General features: G+C 33.1%; 23 protein-coding genes. 9 read left to right on the top strand and 14 right to left on the bottom strand.

Features of this window, described 5'->3' with window-relative positions:
* Window positions 1-15 precede the first annotated feature (15 nt).
* From qhpE to Bccel_RS19140, 5 genes are all read right to left on the bottom strand, one after another.
* On the bottom strand, window positions 16-720 hold the full coding sequence (gene qhpE / locus Bccel_RS19160) for a subtilisin-like serine protease QhpE (RefSeq protein ID WP_036936451.1): 705 nt from the start codon (window positions 718-720) through the stop codon (window positions 16-18).
* Between the two features lie 14 nt (window positions 721-734).
* Window positions 735-2,501 (bottom strand): ABC transporter ATP-binding protein, encoded by a 1,767-nt coding sequence (locus Bccel_RS19155; RefSeq protein ID WP_242853043.1) that lies wholly within the window; start codon window positions 2,499-2,501, stop codon window positions 735-737.
* 77 nt (window positions 2,502-2,578) lie between these two features.
* Entirely contained in the window at window positions 2,579-2,899 is a 321-nt protein-coding gene (locus tag Bccel_RS19150) for a CXXX repeat peptide modification system protein (protein ID WP_050753641.1), read from the bottom strand.
* Between the two features lie 63 nt (window positions 2,900-2,962).
* Complete coding sequence (locus Bccel_RS19145) at window positions 2,963-5,104, bottom strand: radical SAM peptide maturase, CXXX-repeat target family (RefSeq protein ID WP_036936452.1); 2,142 nt, start codon at window positions 5,102-5,104, stop codon at window positions 2,963-2,965.
* A 257-nt stretch (window positions 5,105-5,361) separates the two neighbouring features.
* Window positions 5,362-5,556 carry a hypothetical protein gene (locus Bccel_RS19140; RefSeq protein ID WP_036936454.1) on the bottom strand — a complete coding sequence of 65 codons (195 nt, stop codon included), beginning with the start codon at window positions 5,554-5,556 and terminating at the stop codon, window positions 5,362-5,364.
* A 393-nt stretch (window positions 5,557-5,949) separates the two neighbouring features.
* On the opposite strand from Bccel_RS19140, the gene Bccel_RS19135 reads away from it, so the two are divergent.
* Both Bccel_RS19135 and Bccel_RS19130 read left to right on the top strand, forming a co-directional pair.
* Entirely contained in the window at window positions 5,950-7,686 is a 1,737-nt protein-coding gene (locus Bccel_RS19135) for a sensor histidine kinase (RefSeq protein WP_036936456.1), read from the top strand.
* Window positions 7,683-8,321 (top strand): response regulator transcription factor, encoded by a 639-nt coding sequence (locus Bccel_RS19130; protein WP_036936458.1) that lies wholly within the window; start codon window positions 7,683-7,685, stop codon window positions 8,319-8,321. Before Bccel_RS19135 ends, Bccel_RS19130 begins: the two co-directional genes overlap by 4 nt.
* A 430-nt stretch (window positions 8,322-8,751) precedes the next feature.
* Here Bccel_RS19130 and Bccel_RS19125 read toward each other — a convergent pair whose 3' ends face one another.
* The 9 genes from Bccel_RS19125 to Bccel_RS19085 all read right to left on the bottom strand — a co-directional run bounded on the left by Bccel_RS19125 (window position 8,752) and on the right by Bccel_RS19085 (window position 17,107).
* Window positions 8,752-9,090 (bottom strand): hypothetical protein, encoded by a 339-nt coding sequence (locus Bccel_RS19125; protein ID WP_036936460.1) that lies wholly within the window; start codon window positions 9,088-9,090, stop codon window positions 8,752-8,754.
* Window positions 9,090-9,752, bottom strand: a complete 663-nt coding sequence (locus Bccel_RS19120; RefSeq protein WP_036936462.1) for a hypothetical protein — start codon at window positions 9,750-9,752, stop codon at window positions 9,090-9,092. The genes Bccel_RS19125 and Bccel_RS19120 overlap by 1 nt, the downstream gene beginning before the upstream one ends.
* Window positions 9,753-9,888: 136 nt before the next feature.
* Window positions 9,889-10,839 (bottom strand): hypothetical protein, encoded by a 951-nt coding sequence (locus Bccel_RS19115; RefSeq protein WP_036936464.1) that lies wholly within the window; start codon window positions 10,837-10,839, stop codon window positions 9,889-9,891.
* Between the two features lie 51 nt (window positions 10,840-10,890).
* Window positions 10,891-11,715 (bottom strand): helix-turn-helix domain-containing protein, encoded by an 825-nt coding sequence (locus Bccel_RS19110; RefSeq protein ID WP_050753640.1) that lies wholly within the window; start codon window positions 11,713-11,715, stop codon window positions 10,891-10,893.
* Window positions 11,716-11,762: 47 nt separating this feature from the next.
* Entirely contained in the window at window positions 11,763-12,215 is a 453-nt protein-coding gene (locus Bccel_RS19105) for a hypothetical protein (protein ID WP_036936467.1), read from the bottom strand.
* A gap of 116 nt (window positions 12,216-12,331) precedes the next feature.
* Window positions 12,332-13,381, bottom strand: a complete 1,050-nt coding sequence (locus tag Bccel_RS19100; protein WP_036936470.1) for a bifunctional 3-deoxy-7-phosphoheptulonate synthase/chorismate mutase — start codon at window positions 13,379-13,381, stop codon at window positions 12,332-12,334.
* A 242-nt stretch (window positions 13,382-13,623) separates the two neighbouring features.
* Window positions 13,624-14,274 carry a PAQR family membrane homeostasis protein TrhA gene (gene trhA / locus Bccel_RS19095; protein WP_036936472.1) on the bottom strand — a complete coding sequence of 217 codons (651 nt, stop codon included), beginning with the start codon at window positions 14,272-14,274 and terminating at the stop codon, window positions 13,624-13,626.
* Between the two features lie 290 nt (window positions 14,275-14,564).
* A complete protein-coding gene (locus tag Bccel_RS19090) occupies window positions 14,565-16,373 on the bottom strand; it encodes a cohesin domain-containing protein (protein ID WP_050753639.1) in 1,809 nt (602 codons plus the stop codon).
* A gap of 341 nt (window positions 16,374-16,714) precedes the next feature.
* On the bottom strand, window positions 16,715-17,107 hold the full coding sequence (locus Bccel_RS19085; protein WP_050753638.1) for a PH domain-containing protein: 393 nt from the start codon (window positions 17,105-17,107) through the stop codon (window positions 16,715-16,717).
* Window positions 17,108-17,501: 394 nt separating this feature from the next.
* Here Bccel_RS19085 and Bccel_RS19080 point away from each other — a divergent pair, with 394 nt between their 5' ends.
* The 7 genes from Bccel_RS19080 to Bccel_RS19050 are packed head-to-tail and all read left to right on the top strand — an operon-like array spanning window position 17,502 to window position 24,694.
* The gene (locus tag Bccel_RS19080) at window positions 17,502-18,470 is read left to right on the top strand and encodes an AAA family ATPase (RefSeq protein WP_242853044.1); all 969 of its coding nucleotides are present in this window, start codon (window positions 17,502-17,504) and stop codon (window positions 18,468-18,470) included.
* A 14-nt stretch (window positions 18,471-18,484) separates the two neighbouring features.
* Entirely contained in the window at window positions 18,485-19,309 is an 825-nt protein-coding gene (locus Bccel_RS19075) for a DUF58 domain-containing protein (protein ID WP_036936475.1), read from the top strand.
* The gene (locus tag Bccel_RS19070; RefSeq protein WP_036936477.1) at window positions 19,306-20,097 is read left to right on the top strand and encodes a hypothetical protein; all 792 of its coding nucleotides are present in this window, start codon (window positions 19,306-19,308) and stop codon (window positions 20,095-20,097) included. Before Bccel_RS19075 ends, Bccel_RS19070 begins: the two co-directional genes overlap by 4 nt.
* Window positions 20,094-21,062 (top strand): vWA domain-containing protein, encoded by a 969-nt coding sequence (locus Bccel_RS19065; RefSeq protein WP_036936480.1) that lies wholly within the window; start codon window positions 20,094-20,096, stop codon window positions 21,060-21,062. The genes Bccel_RS19070 and Bccel_RS19065 overlap by 4 nt, the downstream gene beginning before the upstream one ends.
* A 26-nt stretch (window positions 21,063-21,088) precedes the next feature.
* A complete protein-coding gene (locus Bccel_RS19060; RefSeq protein WP_036936484.1) occupies window positions 21,089-22,078 on the top strand; it encodes a vWA domain-containing protein in 990 nt (329 codons plus the stop codon).
* Window positions 22,075-23,028, top strand: coding sequence for a tetratricopeptide repeat protein (locus Bccel_RS19055; protein ID WP_036936487.1), 954 nt, complete (start codon window positions 22,075-22,077; stop codon window positions 23,026-23,028). The genes Bccel_RS19060 and Bccel_RS19055 overlap by 4 nt, the downstream gene beginning before the upstream one ends.
* Window positions 23,018-24,694 carry a BatD family protein gene (locus tag Bccel_RS19050; protein WP_036936489.1) on the top strand — a complete coding sequence of 559 codons (1,677 nt, stop codon included), beginning with the start codon at window positions 23,018-23,020 and terminating at the stop codon, window positions 24,692-24,694. Before Bccel_RS19055 ends, Bccel_RS19050 begins: the two co-directional genes overlap by 11 nt.
* The last annotated feature ends 250 nt before the right edge of the window (window positions 24,695-24,944 follow it).

Genomic DNA, 24,944 nt, shown 5'->3' with positions numbered 1-24,944 from the left:
TTTTGGGAATTGATGCTATTTGACCTTGTATGACAAAATTTGAGATACTGATTTAAAGTTCTTTGTACCTGTATGATATACTATTTTTGCTATGTGTCCAGTTATATAAGCTGCGGCCATGCTATTACCACACATATTATCGGGGTTTTCTTGAAATTCACTTATTCCTTTAATTCCATCAACGCCAAATGGAGCTAACCATATCTTATTATTATAGGAAAATTCGTTTTTCTCAAGTTTTTCTGAGCCTTTGACTCCAAAAACACCCTTTAAATGTGCAGGGTAGCTAATGCCTTGTAAGTTATCATGAGCTGCTACAACTAAAATATTGTTTTTATGAGCTTCTTTTATGATCTTTCTTAATGCAAAGCTATAGAAAAATGATCTTGTACCAAGGCTTAAATGAATTATATCTGGTTTGTTTTCCAGGCACCAACAGAGTGAATATATTAAAATTCTAGCATCTGTTTTGAGATTTTCATTTAAAATATTAACACTTGTTAATTCAACTTTATTAAAAATATCTCTAATAATCAGTGATATAACTGTTCCGTGTATATTTTTAACTTCTCTTGTATTGTCTTGTGCAATATATGAATCTTCATTTATTCCGAAACCTGTAGAATTAGTAACATATTGATTTAGGTCGGAAATATTCTTATTAATTCCGCTGTCAACAACAAAAATTTTTACTGGGCTTTTAAAACAATTATTATTCATAAACCCTCACCTTTTTAGCCCCCTACAACTTTAGGAGTTGATGTAATTGTGGTAATCTCACTTTTGTAAAGTTTTTGATATATTTCATTATTTTTAATTAAACTATTATGGTTGCCAAAACCTACAACTTCGCCATTTGACATTACGATTATCTCATCAGCTTCTAAGACAGTAACAAGGCGATGGGCAATAATTAATACTGTGTGCTTTGCAGCTATTTGATCGATTGCTTCTTTGATCTTTATTTGTGATTCATTATCAAGGGCGGAAGTAGCTTCATCAAACAATATTATTTTTGCATTTCTAAGTAGTGCTCGAGCAATAGCCAATCGTTGTTTTTGTCCGCCTGAAATTGTTATACCATTTTCTCCAAGGACGGTGTCATATTTATCAGGGAGTGAATTTATAAAATCATGTATATATGCAATCTTGCATGCTTCAATTAAATCTTTATCTGTTGCCTCTGGTGATGCAAGTTTTAAGTTTTCTTTAATTGACAGGGTCATAAAATATGGTTCCTGATGTACCATTGCGAGGTTCTCACGCAGAGAGGTTTCATCAATATCAATAAGAGGAATACCATCAATAGTAATTATACCTTTTGTAGGTCGGTAAAACCTTAATAAAAGATTAAATAATGTCGTCTTGCCGCTACCACTTTGTCCAACGATAGCAATTTTTTTATTGGAAGATATATTTAAATTGATATTTTTGAGAACCTGGTTTTCTTCATTGTATTGAAATGAAACATTTTTAAACACAATGCTACCATTTACTTTTTTTAACTTTTGCTTACCTATTGGCTCAATATCATAATTTAAATTATCAAGCAACCCAAATATGCGTTCTAATGATGTTAAAACTTGTTGTATTGATGCATTTATACGGGTTACACTCATCAGTGAGTTTGAAAACTGTCCTGAATATGATGTAAAAGCAATAAAGTTTTCCATAGTCAGTGTGCCCTTGTAAACAAAATATCCTCCTGCCAGCATAACTAATATTTCTGATGAAAAGTTTACAATTTGGGATATCATTTGGGAAACACCGCTTATAATATTTATTTTGAGTGCTTTCACCTTTAGGCTTGTAGATAACTCTAAAAAATTCCTAAAACTGAGTATATTTGCTCCTAAGCTTTTTATTTCCCTTATACCAGAGATAGTTTGATGGATGTGGCTAAAATAGTTATCATTAAGTTCGAAAAGTTTTTCATTTTCTTTGCGGATTATAACACCGAATTTATGGTAGATTACATAAGTTACAGGGAAACAAATAAGTACCAATAGAGCTAGGTGTATGTTTATACTAAATATTACAATGCCGACAATAATTACCCGTAGTATTTCAACAATGGTGTTAATAAGCTGATTTGTAATTATATCAGCTACTCCACCCACATCACCCTCTAAACGCGACATAAAATCGCCAGTTCGCATTTTATCAAAAGCTTTTATTGGGAGGTTAAGTATTCTATTATAAATATCTTTCTTAAGATCAAAGATTATTTGTTGACTTAAAAAAGATGTTAAATATAAACGCATGAAACCAGCTAATGAATTTACTAAAAATACTATTGTAATAAGCAAGATATTATCTATGACTTTGGGAAAATTATTGCCGAAAAGATTTACAATTAATTTTGCCCACAGCAATGGTTGAATTATATCAGTAATAATCCCTAATAGTATAGTTAGAAAAGCAAAGATAAATCGTATTTTATATGGTTTTATATATTGGATTGCTCTCTTTATAAGAACTATATCTTTTTTATTTATCACCAAATTGTAAATCCCTTTCGTTCAACTGAAATAATTGCATAATTCAAACGAAGCATAGCAAAGTTATGGAATTTTATTTAACTACAAGTGTAGTTACATATAAGTAATACATTGTTAGATAAAAAATCAATACGGTAGCTGCCACCTTCAACACTTTCCCATTGATATTTATCTTGTATATCATTCCACCATTTGTCGTAAAGGTTTTGGGTTTTGCCCATATCATCAACAAGCTTCTGATAGATAGTGTTTTTTAATTCACTGTTTAATAAATTATTATCTGTTATTGAGTATAATAATTCACTTAAACCGCATTTTCTCTCATACAGCCTTTCTATATGATTTTTTTCTTCCTCGGTAATTGTACCAACAATTTTATTTTCCATTTTGTTTTCCATGAATATTCATCCTCTCTCTGGTATTTGTCACTTATAATTGTTTAACATGCCAATCACTTTATGCTAACGGCATTTAATGTTACTAGGTTTGTAAATTTTGGCTAATGGATCCATATAATCAATGGCTTGTAGAATATTATCAAATTCATAGCCATTTTTAATTAATTCTTTTTGGATTTTAAAAGAAACCAATCGTTCAATGTGGCTGATATGGCACTGAATAGCAGATGGTGTGTTATATTCGCCTGTTAATTTTTTATTTAGATATTTGCATCTTTGACAATGAAAAGCATCACAAGCACTGCAAATAGGTGCCTTAGATAACTTTAATAATTCGGGGTTTTTAATATTAATACCTTCTTCCAAACTTCCAATACTGTTTTCTGGATTATCAAAATAAAATGCCGGACAGAGGTAAAGTTTGCCATTAGGTGCCAAAGAATAACTTTTAATACCTGCATCACAATTAGACATAGATTTTAAATCAAATATATCAGTTAAGACGTTTATTTCTGGTATCACTTGAGCTTTATTAGCTATAGCTATAATTTCTAAAGCGATAGCTTCTAATTCAAATTGATATTTAGTTAAATCGTCCTTGTCCCATTCATCTAAATCTTGTATAACAAGATTGACGCGAGTGAGCATTTTTAATAGACCTAAAACATTCTGACATAAATTGTTGATATCATTTCTGGTCATTAGCAAAATACAGTTATGTGCTGAAGTGTTTTTTAAAATGTTTTTATTATGATATACAGGTATGTCTACTTTATCTAATATTGATTGCTCACCTGAAATACAATTTCCTGAATGCAATTCATTGGTTAGAAACATAGGTATCATATCATTTTCGTCGGAAAAGGCAATTCCTTTTTTCATTATTTCATTACTCATTTTGTTTATAGGCTGGTCTTCCTTTGTTTTATAACAACAATGTGGTGTAATATCGTCACTTGTGATAAATTGCAAATAGGTTCCTACAGATCTCTTATTATGATCGATTTGTTTACGTTCATATTCTGATATAATGCCTGTTTTCTCCTTGAATTTTGTCCAAAAGTATTTATTTGCCCGACTGTTGGCCTTATGCATTTTACATACAAATGTTGCTCTTTGATAAATGGTATCACTATCTGCCATATCATAATTGCAACCTTGACACCAGCCACAATTGCTAGCTACTTTACAATTAATACATTCTTCCCGACTTTGATCTACCAGATTTAAAGCCAAAAATGGACGCACTTTATCAGGATTTATTCCTGTGTAGACATCACCTACTTGCAAACCTTTTCTATTACTTAGAGAATAATCAGCAAACCTTATGCAGGGAAATAAGTTTCCTTTTGGATCAATAGCAAGCATTCGGCCTGAACCACAAAAGTTTTGACTTAAACCTTCATCAGTTAAAGGATGTCCAGTGTGTTCATCAAAAAATCTAACACTATAGTCTTTCCACATATCATTTTCTAATATATAATCAGCAAGTTCGAGTAATTGATTTTCAAAAATTAAATCATCCCCATCTTTCCAAACATTCTCAAAAACCACATTTGCAGGAATATTTTTTATGCCCATATTCCATAAGTGAATTACACTATCCTTCAGGTATGGTAAATCGTTACTTGCAAAAGTTACCTTTGTTGTAGTTCCTGGAAATTGTTCTAACCACATAGGGACATTTCTTACTACATCATCATAAGAACCTCTTCCGTCTTTATATATTCTGTTGAGATCATGTTTTTCTTTTGTTCCATCGATGGTAATGCCAATTGATAAATGGTTATAATTTTTTGCAATAAAATTTTGAACTTCAGGCCTATCATATAAGATACCGTTTGTCGAGAAAGAAAATCGATAAAAATCAAACCATTTATGATTTAGTAAAAACATCTGTTGTTTTATATAATCGCAAATATTATCAATTAAATCTATTTCCATAAATGGCTCTCCGCCTATAAATTCCCATACAACAGCATCATGTTCTTCGCTGACAGAATCAGTATTTAAAATATAATCTACAGCTTTTTTAGCTGTTTCAAAGTCCATTTTATTTGTTTCATTTTTACCAGTTAGATAACAATATTTACAAATCAAATTACAATCCTCTGTAACGATAAAGGTTATTGATTTTGCTTGATCATTTTTCCATGACAGTGGCATTTTACCCATTTCATAAGATTTTTCTGTTACACTACTCATATAATAAATCTCCTCAATAATTTGAATTAGGTTATTCCAAAAAAACTTTGCAATTGCTATTTCAAAAATTATCATCTAAAATGTTAACAATAATGCGAATGTAAACTGCACTTAATGGGCATATTGTAAAATAATAAGAACTTTATGCCCATGTGCAGTATAATAATACAAGGTTATACTAAAAAAACGAGCATCTACTAGTTACAATCTAATATTTTAAACTTTTTAGTTACAAGTATGCACATCTATGACTACAACTATCTCCACCAACTATTTTTTCCACAATTACCCATACACTGAAACTTACAACCACCTTTACAACCACTGTTACAGTCGCTTCTGCAAACACCGTTACAGCCGCCTTGACAACTGTTTATACAAATAAATCCACACCCATAGCCGCTGACATTGTCATTTGTTGAATTGATTTTTTTTGAATATAAACGTTTCATAAAAAATTCCCTCCTTATACATCAAGCGATTATTATTTAACAGATCGTTGTTAGTAAACCTTAATTATTATGTAGATAAACTATCATATTGTGAATTGTATTTCTATAAAAAACCATTATAACAAGCATATGTCATTCGTCTTTGTGCGACTTTCACTTTTTGAAAAAATTTCATACAGTTGTAATGTTGTTATGGTGACAGATGTATGTTTAGTGAAAAGTCTTTAATCTAAAATTGAAATGTGCTCAATTGTAGATAAACTATAATGATTAGTATAGTTTGAAGGGTCTTGTTATTTAGTGCAATATATGGTAATGTGATTTATATAAATTGCATTTATTATAGATTGTGTTTAAGTGTATTGCAGTTATATGTAAGAACGGGATGGTTTTATGAGTTCATTAGATATTACAAATGTAATATTACAATCAGTAATTGGTTTATTACTATTAGCTCTTATTGTTTTTTCGCTAACTAAATGTAAAAAATGTTTATTATTATATTCACTCATTCTTTTACAATCAGATATATTATTTTGGACATTGTTTGGTATTATGCAGGTATTTACAATTGACAAACCTGGATTTGTTTCATTTAGCTATTTGAAGTATCTATCGATATGTTATTCTGGTTTTCTTTTCATGATATTCAGTTACATTTATACAACAAAAAATATAAAAAACCTTAAACACATGGTAATGATACTAGGTATACCACCAACATTATGCTATATTGGGGTTGTGACAAATGAATTACATCATCTTTTCTTTATTGAGCTTAAATTCTATGGGCTCACTAAGTATGGAGTATTATTTATAATCGAAACTATAATTTCCTATTTGTACACCCTAGTAGGCTGTATTTTGTTAATAATACATATGGTGAATCAGCCAAAACCCATACGAAAACAGGTGTTATTTATTCTTATTGCATTTTTTTGTCCTTTTATTATTAATGTAATGATGGTTTGCGGTATTATAAATTTTCACAAAATTGATTTAACAATAGTATGTTTTGCTTTAACCATGATGTTTTTAACCATTGCCATATGGAAATATAAGTTATTAAACATAATACCCATTGCTCTCGAGGAAATAACTCAAAATATGCATGAATCAATTTTAGTAATTGATTCATTTAATAATATAGTGTATACAAATAAGTCTTTGTTATTAAACTTTTGCTACAATAAAAAAAGCTTAATAAATGAGCCAATTACTAATTTTGTCAGTGAACTAAGGAATAATATTGTTTGTAATGAATTTAGTACAACGATACTTGATGCTATGGAATGTGGAACAAGTGAATATTTATATGGTGAGTTTCAGATTATGGAGCCTGAGCAAAAATATTATTTTGCGTATGCTAAACCAATTTATAACTTAAAAAACAAGTTGATTGGAAGGGTATTTTCATTTAATGATGTATCTGGTTATAGGCAATTAGTTGAAAAATTAGCTTTGTTTAAAGAGCGGGATCGAATAGCAGTTGAAATGCATGATAATCTTGGGAGAACATTAACTTTATTAGGAGCAAATCTTGAACTGGGTTTATATGAGATGGAAAATGCTAAAATAAATTTCCCCGGTACATCAAAAGACAAGTTCTTCGAATCTCTAAATCTTTCCAAAGAAGGATTGAGACAATTAAGATGTTTTGTATCTGGTATTACAAATATCCAAGTAGATAAACAAAAAGGCAAAAATTTAGTTGAATGCTTAAATAATTTGTTTTCAAAGTATACAGACCTTGGACTCAAAATTGATTTTACTTGGAATAAGAAAAATTTTACTAATAGTTCTATATACGACGCATTCATTTATAAAATATGTCAAGAATCCATTACCAATTCTATTCGCCATGGAAAGGCAAAACAAGTTAAAATAAGTCTTGATTTTGATATTAACGTGATTAAGTTAAATATAGTTGATGATGGCAAGGGATGTACTAAAATTAAAAAGAATTTTGGCTTAAGTAGAATTATGGAATATGTTTCAGGGGTAAATGGCAAGATTCAACTAAGTTCGAAAAAGGATGAAGGCTTTAATATTTATATAGAATTACCCAATAATGTAGAGTTGCCAGAGAGTAAAGAGATACTAAAATCATATAATGAGGTGATATTTTGATAAATGTTGTTATTGCTGACGATGAAACTATTTTACGTGAAAGTATAAAATATAGACTAAATAGTGATGAAAGCATTAATATTGTTGGTTGTGCTGGAAATGGAAATGAAACTATTGATTTATGCGAAAAAGGCAATGTAGATGTAGTCCTTATGGACATAAAAATGCCAGAGTGTGATGGTATTGAAGCTACAAAAATTATTAAAGAAAAATATAATTTTATAAAAATTATTATATTAACAACATTTACAAATGATGAAAGTTTTAGGACTGCTATATCTAATGGTGCCGACGGTTACTTATTAAAGGATGTGACACCTGATATTCTAATAAATGCTATTAAAAATGTGCATAGTAACCTTAAGATAATTCATGATGATGTATTTCAAATGCTTTCAGATGTGAAAGATACTGTAAGTGAAGTAAATCAAAATATATACAAGCATGACTTAAGTGAAAAAGAAATCTCAATTATACAATATATTGTACAAGGAAAATCAACACAAGAAATGTCTAAAGAGCTGTTTTTAAGTGAAGGAAGAGTAAGAAATTTAATAGCTGATATTTTAAATAAACTAAAATTAAGAGATAGAGTTCAACTTGCTGTATATGCAATAAAAAATAAAATTGTATAAATGAATTTTTTATACTTGTTATTTAATGCATCGTAGTCTTACTTAGCGGTTTTTTATGTAGTCATTAATAGCTTTTACTTTTTGTTCATCGTTCATGCCATCCTTAATAATACTGCCTACTACTCTGTCAACCTCTTTAGCAACTTCCATTTGAACTTTTTAATTTCTTCCTTTTTGTGCAAATCTGGAAAGCCATTAAGGAATATAAGAAAAAGGAACTGTACATAGTAGTTCAATAAACTACTTGTGTGTCAGTTCCCCCTTTTCTGTAACAAATTATCAATATGGACGTTGAATTACTTTCACTATATGTTACAAATCAGTAGAATATGGTTTTCAAGGCTAAAACAGGATTTCCTTGGCAAGCATATCCTGATATGTGTTATGCTATTTGCAATAACTGCTTAATATTGGACAATACCAGCTATTTTTAGTTTAGCCCTTTAGCCCTTAATGAATAATTTCCACCGCTTGGAACCCCCATAACCATTACAGCAACCTTACCCACATTACTTGCAATATTTAGTACATAATAATCTGATCCGTAAGCGGCTACGCTATCACTAGTAAAAAAATTACCATTTAAATCTAATGAAGCAGTTTGCGTAGGTATAATATGTGCTAATGGTCCATAATTAGTAGATCCGGCAACTCTTGTCCATTCATCTTCTTGATAGTCATATCTTGAAATGGCATTTGTTATATCTTTATAAAAGTTGCTAAACAACCAGCTGGCAGTAAGAGTATCAAAAGTAAAAACTGACCCCATTATTGATTTAATAGCACTATCAACTGCATTTTCATGTTATGCCCATTTGTGCTATATTGATACCAGGTTTGTTTTATGAAATCTTTTTCGATACCGCCATATTCACCATTAGTAGTGCGTTGGCCTAAATAGCACCAGAAATGACAGGCATTATAGCTCCTGTTTGCTATTAAATCCGTATCAGTAATACTAAGACCCTGATTCATTCGTTGCATCCAGTCCCCAACATCACTTGCAAGATATTTCTGACTCCATGAAGCTGTTCCTTCAACAGCCCAGCTCATGTTTGATGTACCGCTAATATATCCGTAATTGTATTGAACACGATGAAAAAGTTCGTGTACAGGTGTTGTTTTTCTTTTGTAATAATCACTAACTACTTGGTTGCTGTTTAATTCAATATAATTCCAGTATGATGATGTTTGGCCGTAGAGGCCAGAACCTAAATCATATACATAAACATCGATAAGCTTTTCATTATTTGATGATAAATAGCTTTTTGGCTCAATAAAGTTTGTAGTAAAATCATTCCATGCATTATTTAAAATTACGGCTGTTGCTGCAATGTCTGCTAATGTTACATTATTAGTTGTAATTGAATCATTTGTAGTATAGTAAAACTTGAAATGACCGCTGGTATAAGTTAAAGGCAGTGATGGCATGCTGGCATTGGCAAATCTATTATTTATATGATAATCTCTTTAAAGATAAATAAAGAACGGAAGTTTTCAGGCTTCCGCTCTTTAAACAAAACTTTATGTTGTTAGTATAAAGGCTATGTAGTTTCACGTTCATAAGCTATAGACGGCTAAAGTTCCTCAAAAGTAGCATGTTTAAAATAGCGATATTTGCTTTCCACCAGTTCTCACTGATAGCAAATTCCTTTTCATATGATCCCCAGCTCCAAGTAATATTCCATACTCCGTCTTGATTTCGGTTTTTCAATATGTAGTCCAATTCAGTATTTAGAATGTCTTCATTTCCTTTAAAAAATATGCTATCGGGTGAAGTTATAAATGTTGATGGCTTACAACAATATCCATTCCATTTAGAATTATCTTTTTCAATATATATATCAACCTGTTTAATTAATGTGTCTCTTAACTCGGTTGCTTGATATACCTGTGTCAACTCTGCTGCCTCCAAATACTCCAGCAGATGATTGAAGCACCTTAATTCGCCCTCTCTTTTAACTGAATTATATGCCTCTCCATTTTCCATGACACCGTTAAGGTACTTATCTATTGCCTGCATTGCAATCTTTTCAGCTTTTTTATAAATGCCTGTATTTCTATCGGCAAAATACAGAATAAATCCAGCAATCATAGCAGTAGGATTATACCCCCAATCGAAGGATTCATTATTGGGATAATTCCACCATGGAGCATGAGGATAGTCATTATTTGTAGGTGTAGAAGAAAGCCAATATTCACCTGTGAAATCAGTAGTAGTATCAAAATACGCCAATATTCCTTTAATAATGGAATGGTTTATATCAATAAACCTGATTTCCCGGAGTATTTCTATAGCAGTAGTAGTAGAAATAGGCGAAGAATTGGGATTCCATGAATCTGCCTCTATGGCATGACCAAAACCGCCGTCCGCATTCTGGTATGTAGCCAGAGCCTTCAACACGTCTTCATTACTCCCATTCTCAAAATGATATCTCCATCTTGCATTATCTAATGGTCTTGCATTACGATATATCCAGTTCCTTATTGTTTGAAAATCTGATTTTGACATATTCATTTGTGTTTCCTCCTTGTATACTTTAAAGCTTTTCCGCTATTTAATTGTATACTAGAACTTTAATCCCTCATTGTAAAAATCGGACATGTTCAATGCATAGTCCTTTGGGGTTACTCCACACACAGATTTAAAATCACGAATAAAATGAGATTGGTCAAAAAAACCTATATCTTGTGCTAAAACTGTTAGTATAGACTTTTGCTCTTTCATCTTCTCAATGGAAGTATTTATCCTAATAATCCTCGAGAAAGTTTTGACACTCGTACCGACATATTCTTTAAATATTCGGTTTAAATGTCTCTCACTATAATATGTTATGTTGGAAAGCTCATTGACAGTAATAGTACCACTTGACCGTTTCAATTGCTCAATAGCGGCTAATAAAACTGGCAGGCGCTCTTTTTCTTGTATATAAGGTAATAAAATTTTATTAAGCACTTCAATAAAATCATCCAAATTACTAGTTACTTCAAATGCTCTTTCTACTTGGGAATATAAATGCCTATTAACCTGCCACAATGGTAATTTTATATCGGTTAAATCAGATTGGGTTATACCTGTGAAATAGAACAGACCCTGCGGCAAAAACTCTATGAATAAACGCATGGGACAATGATTTACATCGTTTTTTACAATAACTGTTTCCGTTGTAGCTCCCCAAAGCAAACTTTCAAGGGTATTTCCAACAACAGTGAAAACCAAACACCCACTTGCATCGGGAATTATCGTTAATACTTCTGGAATAACACTGTTATTAGGAAAAGATATTCTATAGTGGGATATATACGGTTTTAACAACTCATGTGGAGCAATATATATGCAATTATCTGTATATTTGACAGCATAACGAGAACTCCCAATAAATTTCGATATCACATTTTTCACCCCACTGTTGCTAATTGTTCAGAGTTTCATAATCCTTCCTAAAATTTAGACTTTTCATAATTGTAAGGAATGCTTGTACCAACAACAACATCTTCAATTTTATCAATTATGAGCCAATCATCCATATTGCTTTGGTGATCAAAATCTAACGGTTCAATTTGTCTAACATCTTTAAACTCTACTAAGCACAAGCATTTTTTATGCCAACGATCTTTTTGTTTCTCAGACAAATTGAGTTTACTTTGATTATCAGCAAGTATTCTTATAATATCATCTCCTGCCAACTTCACATAGTTTTGAACGCTATCAACGGTAGCCATAGCAGAAATTTTTTTGGTACCTTTTTTCATAAAATACAGTAATTCACCTTCAAAAACTCGGCTGTGAGGAATCTTTCTTCCTGCAGCACCTCTAACAACCATTGTCTTTGTGCCATCCAAAATTTTTTCTAAAACTTCTTCTTTGTCATCACAATAAATTAAATGTACCATAAATGTCTCCTTCAGAAATTTAAATAATTGGTACCATACCTAACTTATATGAACCAATAAAGATATTTCTTAATCTTTTTATTAATTAATACATCGATTCATGTAAGAATCATGTTCTAATATCCTATTGTACTTAACATGCCCCTAAATTCATCAATATTTAACTGCTGTTTGCTATCCGATAAGGCAAGTTCCGGTTTTGGGTGAACTTCTACCATGATTCCATCGGCACCAGCAGCTAACACTGCTTTTGCTAACTGGTTAACAATGTCTTTCCTTCCAAGAGAATGACTTAGATCAACGATTATAGGTAAATGGGTTTCCCTTTTTATTATAGGGATAGATGAAATGTCTAATGTATTTCGGGTTTTTGTTTCGAAAGTTCGTATACCTCTTTCACAAAGAATAATATTTCTATTTCCTTGCAACGCAATATATTCCGCTGCATAGATAAGTTCATTGATTGAGGCACTCATTCCTCTTTTCAAAATGATTGGCTTATTTGTAAGTCCGACTTCTTTCAATAACTCGAAATTTTGCATGTTCCTAGCACCAATTTGAAGAACATCTGCATACTTCTGTACTAAGTAAACATCTCGTGTATCAACTACCTCAGTAACAGAATACAGTTTGTATTTATTACTGACCTCATGTAATATTTTTAATCCTTCTTCTTTCAATCCTTGAAAATCATATGGAGATGTTCTTGGTTTATATGCACCTGCACGAATTAGCTTTACACCATTGTCCTTAAGTGCCTTTGCAACTTGATCCAAGTATTCGAAGTTTTCAACTGCACATGGCCCTGCGATGACAACGGGAATGTCAGCATCAATATCAAACATCTCATTTAATTTTGGAAGGTTAACTTCGCTTTCAGTCCCAACCAGAAGTTTCCTTTCATTGCTTATTCCCATATAATTCAATGCAGTATGGAAAATACTTGAGAACACTTCTTTTACCAGTTCATCGGGCAATGGTCCCTTGTTTTGGTTGAGTATATCACTGAGCATCTCTGCTTCCCTCATGGGATCATAATAATCAGTACCCGTTTCATTTTTTAGCATTGTAATTTTCTGAACTAATGCGGCACGTTTATTCAGTAATTTAAGTATTTCGTTATTAATTAAGTTAATTTGTTTTCTTAACCCAGTTAAATTATCCATCAGTGAACATCTCCGTTCTTTTATAAATCTTATGAGAAAATTCTATGGAATTAATCTGGTAGTATCTTTGTTAATCAAAAAATAAAATGACTAAAGAATAAGTTAATTATATCATTTAGTTCCTAAATCGATCAATACTACTAAATATATGTAGTTAAATATTTACTGGTATTTTCAGGTGATCTGCAAATATTCTGAAAACACTCTTTTGAGCTTATTTAAATTCTCAGCGATAGAGCCAATTATTTATACATAAAGAAGCATATGCCGATAAAATGAGTTAGTGCTCCTAAAAATACAAATAAATGCCATACCATATGGTGGTACTTAAAACCCTTGCGTGCGTAGATTGCTGCACCGGCAGAATAAAGTGCTCCTCCCGCAAGAATAAGCCAAAAAAGCAGGCGATTAGCTTTGTGGAAGAACAGCGGCATGAAGATAATAAGAGTCCAACCCATAATCAGATATATAGTTAATGAGAATTTGGGCATTGATTTTTTCGAAATGGATTTATAAAGTATACCGAATAAGACCATAGCCCATTGTATGGATAGTATAACAATAGCTTGCCAACCGCCTATTACAGAGATTGCTATAGGGGTATATGTACCTGCTATTGCTACATATATAAATATATGATCAAATATTCTCATTACTTTTTTGTGCTTAGTCTCATGTTCCATTATGTGATAAAACGTTGACATCAGAAACATAAGAAATATTGATACACAAAAGATAGTAACACCAATAACATCGTATATTGAGTCGCCCTTGGTGTAGGCTACGATAGATACCCATGGCATGAAAAACAATACAAGTAATGATGCTATGCCATGAGTTATAGCATTTGCAACTTCTTCTCCAAATGTAAGTTTGATTGGTAGTCTTGACAATTGTATAGCCTCCTCATAAAATAATAATTCTTAATTCAATTTAACACTTCTCTAGAGATATTTCAACGCCTTAAATTAATTTGTGATATAAATTAGTATTATGACCAATATACTTTGCTTTTCTAATATGAAAAATTCATCATGGAAAACTGACCAACATGTTGAAAAGTTTTCTCAAGGAAAAATTAATTCAAAGGTTTTAAGAGAAAAAAGCTCCATTTTGGCATAGACCTGGATCTATACCAAAATGGAGCTTTAAAATCATATAATCAAGGTGTGCCCTTTATTCCTCAATTGATTGATTGTGCTTGAGTTACAGCATAGCCTGCTAACTGCTGGCCATCCCAATCAAATAACATGGTTCCAACTACTGGACTTGTTAGGCTTGGTGAGTTTTCTAATGTTATCTTCGTTGATGTAACTTTTAGAACCTTAAATCCTATAGTTGCCAATGATCCTGTGTTCTCTTTAACGCCAGAAGCTTTATATGATGCTAACGCCATATAAGTTCTTCCAAAAGTAAGTTTTCCATTACTTAGATCATTTGAAGCCATATCTGTTCCGCTGTATCTCTTATTTAACAATGTTCCTAATTCTGGCGATGATGCATTATCATATGGTGTGCCATCAAGATATACTGGTTGTAACACAGATGGGTCATATTTTATATTTGCCTGGTAACCGGATACATTATCAAAACCCTTTACATTTAATGTAGCTGCTATTATATCTCCAACAGCTGCCTTTGTTTTATCTACTGATAAATATACTTCACCCTTTGAAGTTTGTCCTGGCTTTGTTGGAGTGGGTGTTGCTATCTGCTTTGTAGGTGTTGCAACAGCTTTTGTAGGCGTCGCAACCGGCTTTGTAGGTGTTACACGTTTTGTAGGTGTTGCACGTTTTGTGGGTGTTGCACGCTTTGTGGGTGTTGTACGTTTTGTAGGTGTTGCAGCTTGCTTTGTAGGTGTTACAGATGGAATGTTTCCTGAATTGATTTCTACATTCTGTGTTACTGCATAGCCTGCTAACTGCTTACCATCCCAATCAAATACCATTGTTCCACCTACTGAATTTGTGAGGGTTGGTGCATCTTCTAAAGTTAACTTAGTTGATACAGCCTTAAGCACTTTAAACCCTATAACAGCCAATGATCCTGTGTTTTCTTTTACCCCAGAAGCTTTATAAGCATCTAAAGACAAATAAGTTCTTCCAAAAGTAAGTTTTCCATTATTAAGATCATTTGATGCCATATCAGTTCCGTTGTATCTCTTATTTAACAATGTTCCCAATTCCGGTGATGATGTGTTATCATATGGAGTTCCATCAAGGTATACAGGTTGTAACACAGATGGGTCATATTTTATATTTGCCTGGTATCCTGATACATTATCAAAGTTTTTCGCACTTAATGTAGCTGCTATTATATCTCCAACAGATGCTTTTACTTTATCTACCGATAGATATACCTCACCTTTTGAAGTTGTGCCTGGTCTTGTTGGTGTGGCACCTTTTGTCACTGCAGGGGTCGGAGTGTTAGTTGGTAGATATGTAGAAGGTGGATTAGTTATAGTTCCTCCAGGTATAGTACCGAAAATAAGTGTACCGGATTCAAATACAGCGATATTTGAATTTTCCGCATACTGTGACATAGCTCCTGTGTATGAGAAGTCATTGGACTGATCAATATTTGACCAGTCACTATTTGCAGTTCTTCCCTGAATTGTCATTTCAGAGGTTTTTGGATATTGTGATCCAACTGGCGATAGAATACCTCCAGATAGCTTCAATTCTATAAAATTATCGCTGATTGTAGCTGAAGCAGAACCAGTACTAACATAATCGGAATAGAATTTCATTAATTTATTATCATCTTTAGTAAAATAATATTTGATAGTTATTTTTGAAAGATCTATATCACCAGTTCCAACATTTTGTAACTTAAAACTAGTGTATATCTGATTTGTACTTTCACCTGATCCGTTATTATTAAACAATACTTTCAAACTGCTGGATGTTGCACCAAATGATACATTTGAAAAAATACTGCCTGCTAACATTAATGCGGTTAACAGGACTGTCATTAACCTTTTTGCTGCCATTAATTAAAAACCTCCTTAAAATTTATACTTTTTTAGATCTTCTTAAAATTTTCTTTATCTTCCTGAGTCTTAATTTACTTTCTCGTTGCTAACCCCCCTTAAATTTAGTTAATTTTGTTTTCCCTATTTAAAATAACTTAAATTAACTAATATACATAAAATACATAAAAAAAGAATATTTGGGTCGGAAAATTAGAAAAAAATTGATTTTTTATTAAAGAATGTAATAATAAAGATATGTGGTTAATAAATAAACAGCACTAAATTTTAGCTTTTACACTAAAACTCAGTGCCATTTTTATATGTAATGATAGATATTATCCTTGGACTATTGAACAATTTTAAAGGCTTTCTCCTGGTGCTTCTTCTATGCTGTCATACCCTCTAACCCCATGTATTTTTCTTTGCTCCATAACCTTGTCGGAGATCAGCTGTTTTACTTCTCTTGGCTTCTTGATGCTCAAAAGCTGCAATTCCTTATTTGTAGCGTCTGATGTTGATAGTTCTACTGTTCCTACTCTAAAGATTCTCTGTCCTAAACTTAGTTTTATTTTGAAGTCAAGGATTCTAAACAGCATTATTTCTTCCTCAACCACATTCAGAAACCCTTTTGATACTATAAGTCTATCCTCATACAACCTGTACCTTGTAAAGGATAAAGGCAGTCCAAATATAGTTCTCTTCCTGTCTTTCCATAAGATTGCTTGTTCCGGTAACTCTATTTTATTACCCATCTTATTTATTTCTCCTCTCTTAAATTTGCTGAGACAAAATCCGATTCAATGTAAATTGATACTACATAACCCAAAGAGTGCAGAATTGTCATATAATTTGGGTGTGCTAATTTTGCATATGTAATATTGATGCTTTAAAATCATTCTAATAAAGAAAACACTTTTAGTCAATGGGATGGAAATTTTACAGTTTGTTCATAATTGCTTCAAAATACAGATTTAAAATTTTAATTGTATAATGTAATATATTAAAAGTGATTAATCTTTACATTCGTCTATCGCAAATTACACTAAAACTGTTTGTAATTTGCTCTGCCAAATGTAAGATTAATAAAACTTTTAATATAGTTAATGAAATTAAAATGTCAATAGATTGATTGGGAGGTTGAATGCATTGGAGAGCGGGCAAATGGAAAATGCAAGCTTTATTGAAGAAGGGAAGCTTATTGCTGCTTTAAAAGCAGAAATAAACAAGGTTATTATCGGTCAGGAATATATGGTAGATAGAATACTTATTGGTCTTTTGTCGGGAGGACATATATTGCTTGAGGGTATACCGGGATTGGCCAAATCGCTGACTGCAAGTACTATAGCCAGGACCATCGGCGTAGATTTCAAAAGGATTCAATTTACACCGGATTTGCTGCCGGCAGACATTTTAGGTACTGAGATATATAATCAAAAGACAGGTGAGTTTATAATAAAAAAGGGACCGATTTTCTGTAATTTGCTGCTGGCTGATGAAATCAACAGAGCACCAGCAAAGGTACAGTCGGCACTTCTTGAGGCGATGCAGGAAAAGCAGGTTACCATTGGAGAGACTACCTATGAACTGGACAAGCCGTTTCTTGTCATAGCAACTCAAAATCCCCTTGAACAGCAAGGAACTTACCCTTTACCTGAAGCACAACAGGATAGGTTTATGCTGAAATTAAAAATTAAATATCCCGATAAAAATGAAGAAAGAAACATTATAGATCGTTTTTCAAAAGAGCAGTCAAGTGAACCTGCAGTAAATGAGATATTGACCAGGGCAAATATATTTGAATTGCGTAAGGCTGTTGATAATATATATGTGGATGAAAATATCAAAAATTACGTTCTGGATATTATATTCAAAACCAGGGAAGCATCTGTATATATTTCCTGTGGGGCTTCTCCCCGTGCATCCATTAACCTAATAAAAGCGGCAAAATGCAGAGCGTTTATGGAAGGACGCGGATTTGTGATACCTGATGACATTAAGGCTATGGTTTATGATGTTTTAAGGCACAGGATTTTACTTTCATATGAAGCTGAAGCCGAAAACATTAATTCAGAAAATATCATTACTCAAATTTTAGAGCAGGTTAATTTACCTTAAAGAAGAGGTTAGATATGATTTCTACAGAACTCGTGAGAAAAATAAGGCGAATTGAGATAAAATCCAATAAATTGGTGGAAGAAATCTTTTCGGGAGAATACCGTTCAGGGTTCCGGGGTAAAGGAATTGAGTTTGAGGATATTAGAGAGTATTATCCCGGTGACGATATCAGGAGTATTGACTGGAATGTTACTGCTCGTCATAATAAAGCTTTTGTAAAGCAATTCAGCGAGGAACGTGAATTAAACATATTTCTTCTTATTGATATGTCACGTTCAAATTCCTTCGGAAGCAAGAAGGAGCTTATTGCTGAGGTTGGAGCCACACTGGCTTTTTCAGCAAGCAGGAACAACGATAAGGTTGGAGTTATTTTTTTCACTGAAAAGGTAGAAAAGTTTATTCCTTCAAAGAATGGGCGAAAACATGTATTATCAATAATCGAAAATATTTTGAATTTCCAGCCTACGCATAATGGGACTAATCTTGCTGAAGCTTTGCAATATTTTAACCGGATTGAGAAAAAACGCAGTGTGGTGTTTTTGATATCTGACTTTCTTGATGATGACAGGTATAAGAAGGACTTAAAAATCACTTCAAACCGTCATGATCTGGTATTGATACGTGTTGTTGACAGGGCAGAGGAACTTATACCTGCAGGTGCCATTTTCACCTTTGAGGATCTTGAATCTGGAGAAACAGTTGTATTGGACAACATGAAGGCTGATTACAGACCGGATAGCAACATTAGTCTCCCTAAGAAGAATTATATAAACATATATACCGATGAGGATTATGTCAAGCCATTAAAACAATTTTTCAGAAGAAGGAGTCGTACATGAAAAAGGCAAGAATATTACTATTTCTGCTTATTATTTCAATATCTTATATTTGCTTCTCCAGCTTGGCAACAGCTGAAAAAAGGAGCATTTTTGTTGGTGATCTCATCGAATTGAAAGTCACTTCACAAAACATCACCATAGATGAGCTGCGGGACAAATTTAAAGGTTTTGAAATAGTTGATATCAAAGAAGATGAAGATAGCTTTCTGGTAACTCTCCGTTCTTTTGAACCTGGTGAAAAAACCGTAAAGATAGAAAATAAGGAAATTAAGATTAATGTGAAATCAGCCCTCAAGGAAATAAAAAGAGATGGTATTTACGAGGGAGAATCAATGCCTGTAGCAGCACGAAAATCCTTTGAGTGGAAATATGCGTTTTTTATATTGATTGGAATCTTTCTGGTGACTGGAGGATTTAATCTGTGGTGGCTTATAAGACGCAGGAAGAAAACTCAGATAGATCCATATGGATATTTTAAAATACAGGCTAAGGGGTTATCGTTAGATGACGGTGAATATCTTGCAAAACTTACGAAATGCTTTAAAGAGTACATTGAAACGGTGTATTCATGTACCATAAGAGGTAAGACAACATCTGAATTGATTGAAGAAATAAGGTCAATACCCGATTTGCAGCTGGTATTACCAGCTGTTCAAAATTGGCTTTCTGATAGTGATCGCTTTAAATACATGGGTATTACTGCGGGAACGGAGAAAAAACAGGAATTTTTGGAGTTGCTCTTAGAACTGGTCAGAAAAATCGATTACGCAAAAGAGGTAAAATCATGATTCAGTTTGCTAACTTATACTTTTTGCTTTTAATACCATTAATTGTTTTTTTGTTTTTAATAAGGAAAAATAGATCGGTTTTAAAGTTTTCCAGTGTTAAGCTACTTGAGAGTGCAGGAATGAGGAAGACTGTGAAGCATAAAATCGGTAAATATATAATTCTGTCAGGACTTATCATATTGGTGATTGCATTGGCGAGGCCCCAGTTACCTCAAAAGGCCGGTCCTGCTTCTCAAAAAGGAATAGATATTACCATGGCACTTGACGTATCAGGATCGATGCAGTCGGTGGATTTTGAACCTAACAGGCTGGAAGTTGCCAGGAAAACCATGGAGGATTTTATTAAAGGAAGAAATGATGACAGAATATCTTTAGTTATATTTGCAGGAACTGCATACACAAGGGTTCCATTAACGCTGGACCATAATATATTAAGGGAATCACTTGCAGGGGTACATAGTAAATCTGTCAATCAAGACGGAACGGCAATCGGGATGGCGGTTTCGGTTGGATTAAGCAGGTTAAAAAAGAGCGATTCTGCATCCAGGATATTGATACTTGTAACCGACGGCGATAACAATGCTGGAGATATAGATCCCAATACAGCCAGCCAGCTTGCCAAGGATTTAGGCGTGAGAATATATACAATTGGTGTGGGATCGGATAAGACTATTATACCGGTTGATTATTTTGGACAAACCAGATACCAACAGGTTGAAGGGGGCTTGGATGAAGAGCTTTTAAAAAATGTTGCAAATACAACAGGTGGGCAGTATTACCGTGCAAAGGACCCACAGGCTTTAGCACAGATATTTTCAACCATAGACAAATTGGAAAAGAGTAAATTCCAGCAGGACAATTTTGTACAATACCATGAACTGGCTTATATATTGATTGAAATCGGGCTTTTATTGCTGCTTGCAGGAATTTTTATCGATAAATACTATTTTGTCCAGATTCCTTAGAATGCTTGAAAAGGGGAGGTGTACCATTGAATAATTTTGAATTTGAGCAGCCTTTATATATTCTATTCGGTTTAATTCCTATTACTGGATTTATTGTTATGATACTGGCCTATAGGAAAAAGGAAAAAATACTTGATGTGATGAAAATAAAAACAATCATACCGTTCAAAGTGCTGCGTAACATACTGATTACCCTCGGCTTGTGCTTAATGGTAGTTTCACTGATGGGACCTCAAATTTTTATGGGTTATGCAGAGGTTAGCAAAAAGGGTATGGATATTTATGTTTTGATTGATACATCAAAAAGTATGCTGGTCGAAGATATCCAGCCAAACAGGATCAGCAGGGTTAAGAAAATTATTGAGGGTATTATTGATAATCTTCAAGGAGACAGGATTGGGTTTATACCTTTTTCACAGGATGCATATGTTCAGATGCCCCTGACTGATGACTACCAGTTGGCAAGAATGTTTCTTGATGTAATTGATACGGATATGATAGCCGGGGGAGGCACCAATATAGCTTCTGCCATAAAGCTTGCTGATAGCTCCTTTAAAAGGGTTACAAGTGCCGACAGGGTTATAATAGTTTTAAGTGATGGTGAGGAATTAGATTCAAACAGCCAGGAGGTTGTTAAAAATATAAAGGATAAACAGCTGAAAGTCTTTACTATAGGTGTTGGGTCTGATAAAGGCGGTTTGATACCTGTGTATGATGAGAAAAGCAATCAACGTATAAGCTACAAGAAAGATAACAAAGGAGATTTTGTCACATCACGGTTAAATGCAGATATACTTAAAAAATTGGCTGATATAGGTAACGGTACCTATTATCAGGCGTCTCTTTCAGGTGATGAGATTCAAAATCTATTAAAGGATATAGGATCTTTAAAGCGAGATACATCAAAGACGGACAAAATTAAGAGGCTTAAATCCCAATACCAGTACTTTTTGGGTGCCGGAATATTGTTATTTACAGCAGCATGTTTGCTGCCTGAAAGGAGGAAACTGGTATGAAAAAGGTATTAATCCCAGCGTTCCTTGTTTCAGGATTTCTGGCAATTATAATGATGATAATGTTTTTTACAGGAGTAATTGATTTTAATAATGACCATCTTGAAGCACTTATCAATGGAAACCGTCATTATATAGTTAAAAAATATGATAAGGCTTTGGATGCTTATAAGGCTGGACTTACACAAAAGCCTGATGATGAGCGATTAAATCGGAATTCAGGGCTTGCAGCATATCAATTAAACAACTATGAAGAGGCTTTGAAGTATTACGAAAAAGCTATCCAGAATGTGGAAAGGTATTTGAAAACAGGGAACTCCAACCTGAAGTTAGGTGATAATGCCAGCGAACCAAATGGGAAGTTGAAGTTTTATCAACAAGCAGCAGAGATCTATAAGCAGGGAATTATTAAATTTCCTGAGAATGTTGATTTAAAATATAATTACGAGTACGTACAAAAAAAGATTAATGAACTGCAGAATAAAAACGATCAGAATCACCAAGACAGTGAAAATAATAATGATAATAAGGAAGACCAAAATAATAAGGAAAACAAGAATAACCAGGAAAATCAAAACAAAGACAACCAAGAAGGTAGCAAACAAGACAAAAAACAAGACAATAAACAAGACAATAAACAGGATAATAAACAAGATAATAAACAAGATAATAAACAAGATAATAAACAAGATAATAAGGACCAGAATTCGAAAGATGATAAGGGAAGCGATAATAAAGATGGACAAAATAAAAGTCAAAACGCAGAGCAAAATAAAGACAAGAGCAATAAAAATAACAGTTCCAGCTTGAGCGAAGCGGAAAATGGACAGGACAAAGAAGCTATCGCCCAGGCACAAAGGGTTCTTGAGATGTTGGAACAGCAGGAAGAAGAAAGCCTTAAGAACAACCAGGAAGTAAAGAATAGTGGTAAGGGGGCAGAACATGACTGGTAAAAGAATAAGTACTTTATTATTTATAATTATAGCAGGTATCTTTTTATTGCAGGCAAATGTTCATGCGAAGGAGCCTCAGTTTCGTCTTGATATTGACAGCATTAAATTAAGCAGGGGTGAAAGTGCCAATCTGGCTTTATCGATTATAGATGCACAGGACGGTGAAGTAACCAACATTCAGGGCATTGAGGATTTTGATGTTGTTTCGAAAAATACCTCTGTTTCCACTCAGGTAATCAATGGAGATGCCACTATACAGAGGAGTTTTAACTATACTATAATGCCCAAGAAAGCAGGGAAATTTACTCTTTGCGGAAATGTCAATTACAATGGGAACACCTACCAGACTAATGTGCTTCAGATAGAAGTAGTGGAAGGAAATAGTACGCAGGATGAAGAAGCCAGAGACATATTTGTCAAGACCATCCTCTCAGATAATGAGATATATTTAGGTCAGAAGGTTGTCCTGACATATGAGCTCTATTCGCGATATAGCATAGAGAATTTCGGGCTTCTGGATAAAACCGATATAAATGGATTTATTAAAAAGGAAATCCCCGAAGATAAATTGAAGGCAGATTATGTTTATGTTAACGGCAAAAAATATGTCAAATATGAAGCCAAGCAAATGTATTTATCTCCGACAAAGGCAGGTACATTTACTATACCTTCATTTAAATTTCAGGCTAATGTAAGTACAGGGGATTTTTTCTCTTCATCCAAGCCGTTTTACATGCAAACAGATGCAAAAGAAATAAAAGTTAAGTCGCTTCCCTTAAATAATCAGCCTGGGGATTTTTTCGGTATAGTTGGAAATTTAAGTGTAGAGGCAAAGTATAGCAAGCAGGAGATAGATTTAAAAGATTCACTTGCCTTAAATGTGACCTTATCAGGTGATTGCAGCTTAGATGGTGTGAAAAAGCTCATAAAAGACTCCTTACCGGGATTTTCCGTATATGAAACCGAGAAGAAAGCAGAAGAAGGCATAGTGGACAATAAGTATAATGTCAAAAAGGAGTTTGAAATTATATTGGTTCCTGAAAAAAACGGCGATATCAAAATTGAACCTGTTTATATACCGTTTTTCAACCCCAAATCAGGAGATTATGAGAAGGCAGAAATACCCGGTACAACTATAAGGGTAAAGGGTGATATGCCTCAAAATCAATTTCAAGCCCAATCTGGAATTAATGGAGGTTCGTCTTCAGCACCTATTGAGACAATAAAAATTGACCAGGTAAGCTATGAACCGAAGAATGACGGATATATGACTCTTAAGTTTAAAAAGAATAACGTTATTATCGGTTTAGCGATTTTTATATTCCTATTAATTGTTGCAGCTGCAGCTTTTTGGCTAATTTCATATCAAAAGAAGCAGGATAGAAATCTTTTCTATTTTTACAAGCAGTTAAATAATGCAGACGATCACAATGAAATTTATAATATATTCAATAATATGATTAAATACCGTTTTAATATAAGCTTGAAGGCCAGCCCAAGAAGATTGATCATTGACAAGCTTTCCGACTGCGAACTTGTGAATCCGGTGCTTGAGGTTATGGACTATATGGAAAATAAGAAAGAGCCTTCTAATCAAGATAAGCTGTATCTTAAAGGAAAGATAAAGGAAATATATAAGAAGCTTATGAATAGTAAAAGCTTGTGATTTATATTAAAAGTGTAAAAATTAATTGGTTTCAATGGATTTGTTACATTTAATATGGATGGTATGACAATAAAAACCTCCCTGAAAGCAAAAATGCTTTTGGGGAGATTTTTTATTGTTTATTCATGGGACTATTTGTATTCGGTAAAATAAGGGGTAAACTATAAGTGAAAAAATGTTTGATTAATTTTCTTGTATGTGGAAATTATATAAAGATGAGACTCATAAGCATAAGGAGCACTGGCTGCTT

Source organism: Pseudobacteroides cellulosolvens ATCC 35603 = DSM 2933 (assembly GCF_001262605.1).
Taxonomy (GTDB): domain Bacteria; phylum Bacillota; class Clostridia; order Acetivibrionales; family DSM-2933; genus Pseudobacteroides; species Pseudobacteroides cellulosolvens.
Note: the sequence above shows the minus strand (reverse complement) of the source record. Positions and strands in the feature narration are given on the sequence as shown.

Coding starts and splice junctions, on each gene's coding strand:
- qhpE (WP_036936451.1), bottom strand. CDS start 720: ATGAATAATAATTGTTTTAAAAGCCCAGTAAAAATTTTTGTTGTTGAC.
- Bccel_RS19150 (WP_050753641.1), bottom strand. CDS start 2,899: ATGGAAAACAAAATGGAAAATAAAATTGTTGGTACAATTACCGAGGAA.
- Bccel_RS19145 (WP_036936452.1), bottom strand. CDS start 5,104: ATGAGTAGTGTAACAGAAAAATCTTATGAAATGGGTAAAATGCCACTG.
- Bccel_RS19140 (WP_036936454.1), bottom strand. CDS start 5,556: ATGAAACGTTTATATTCAAAAAAAATCAATTCAACAAATGACAATGTC.
- Bccel_RS19135 (WP_036936456.1), top strand. CDS start 5,950: ATGAGTTCATTAGATATTACAAATGTAATATTACAATCAGTAATTGGT.
- Bccel_RS19125 (WP_036936460.1), bottom strand. CDS start 9,090: ATGGGGTCAGTTTTTACTTTTGATACTCTTACTGCCAGCTGGTTGTTT.
- Bccel_RS19120 (WP_036936462.1), bottom strand. CDS start 9,752: ATGCCATCACTGCCTTTAACTTATACCAGCGGTCATTTCAAGTTTTAC.
- Bccel_RS19115 (WP_036936464.1), bottom strand. CDS start 10,839: ATGAATATGTCAAAATCAGATTTTCAAACAATAAGGAACTGGATATAT.
- Bccel_RS19105 (WP_036936467.1), bottom strand. CDS start 12,215: ATGGTACATTTAATTTATTGTGATGACAAAGAAGAAGTTTTAGAAAAA.
- Bccel_RS19100 (WP_036936470.1), bottom strand. CDS start 13,381: ATGGATAATTTAACTGGGTTAAGAAAACAAATTAACTTAATTAATAAC.
- Bccel_RS19090 (WP_050753639.1), bottom strand. CDS start 16,373: ATGGCAGCAAAAAGGTTAATGACAGTCCTGTTAACCGCATTAATGTTA.
- Bccel_RS19085 (WP_050753638.1), bottom strand. CDS start 17,107: ATGGGTAATAAAATAGAGTTACCGGAACAAGCAATCTTATGGAAAGAC.
- Bccel_RS19075 (WP_036936475.1), top strand. CDS start 18,485: ATGATTTCTACAGAACTCGTGAGAAAAATAAGGCGAATTGAGATAAAA.
- Bccel_RS19070 (WP_036936477.1), top strand. CDS start 19,306: ATGAAAAAGGCAAGAATATTACTATTTCTGCTTATTATTTCAATATCT.
- Bccel_RS19065 (WP_036936480.1), top strand. CDS start 20,094: ATGATTCAGTTTGCTAACTTATACTTTTTGCTTTTAATACCATTAATT.
- Bccel_RS19055 (WP_036936487.1), top strand. CDS start 22,075: ATGAAAAAGGTATTAATCCCAGCGTTCCTTGTTTCAGGATTTCTGGCA.
- Bccel_RS19050 (WP_036936489.1), top strand. CDS start 23,018: ATGACTGGTAAAAGAATAAGTACTTTATTATTTATAATTATAGCAGGT.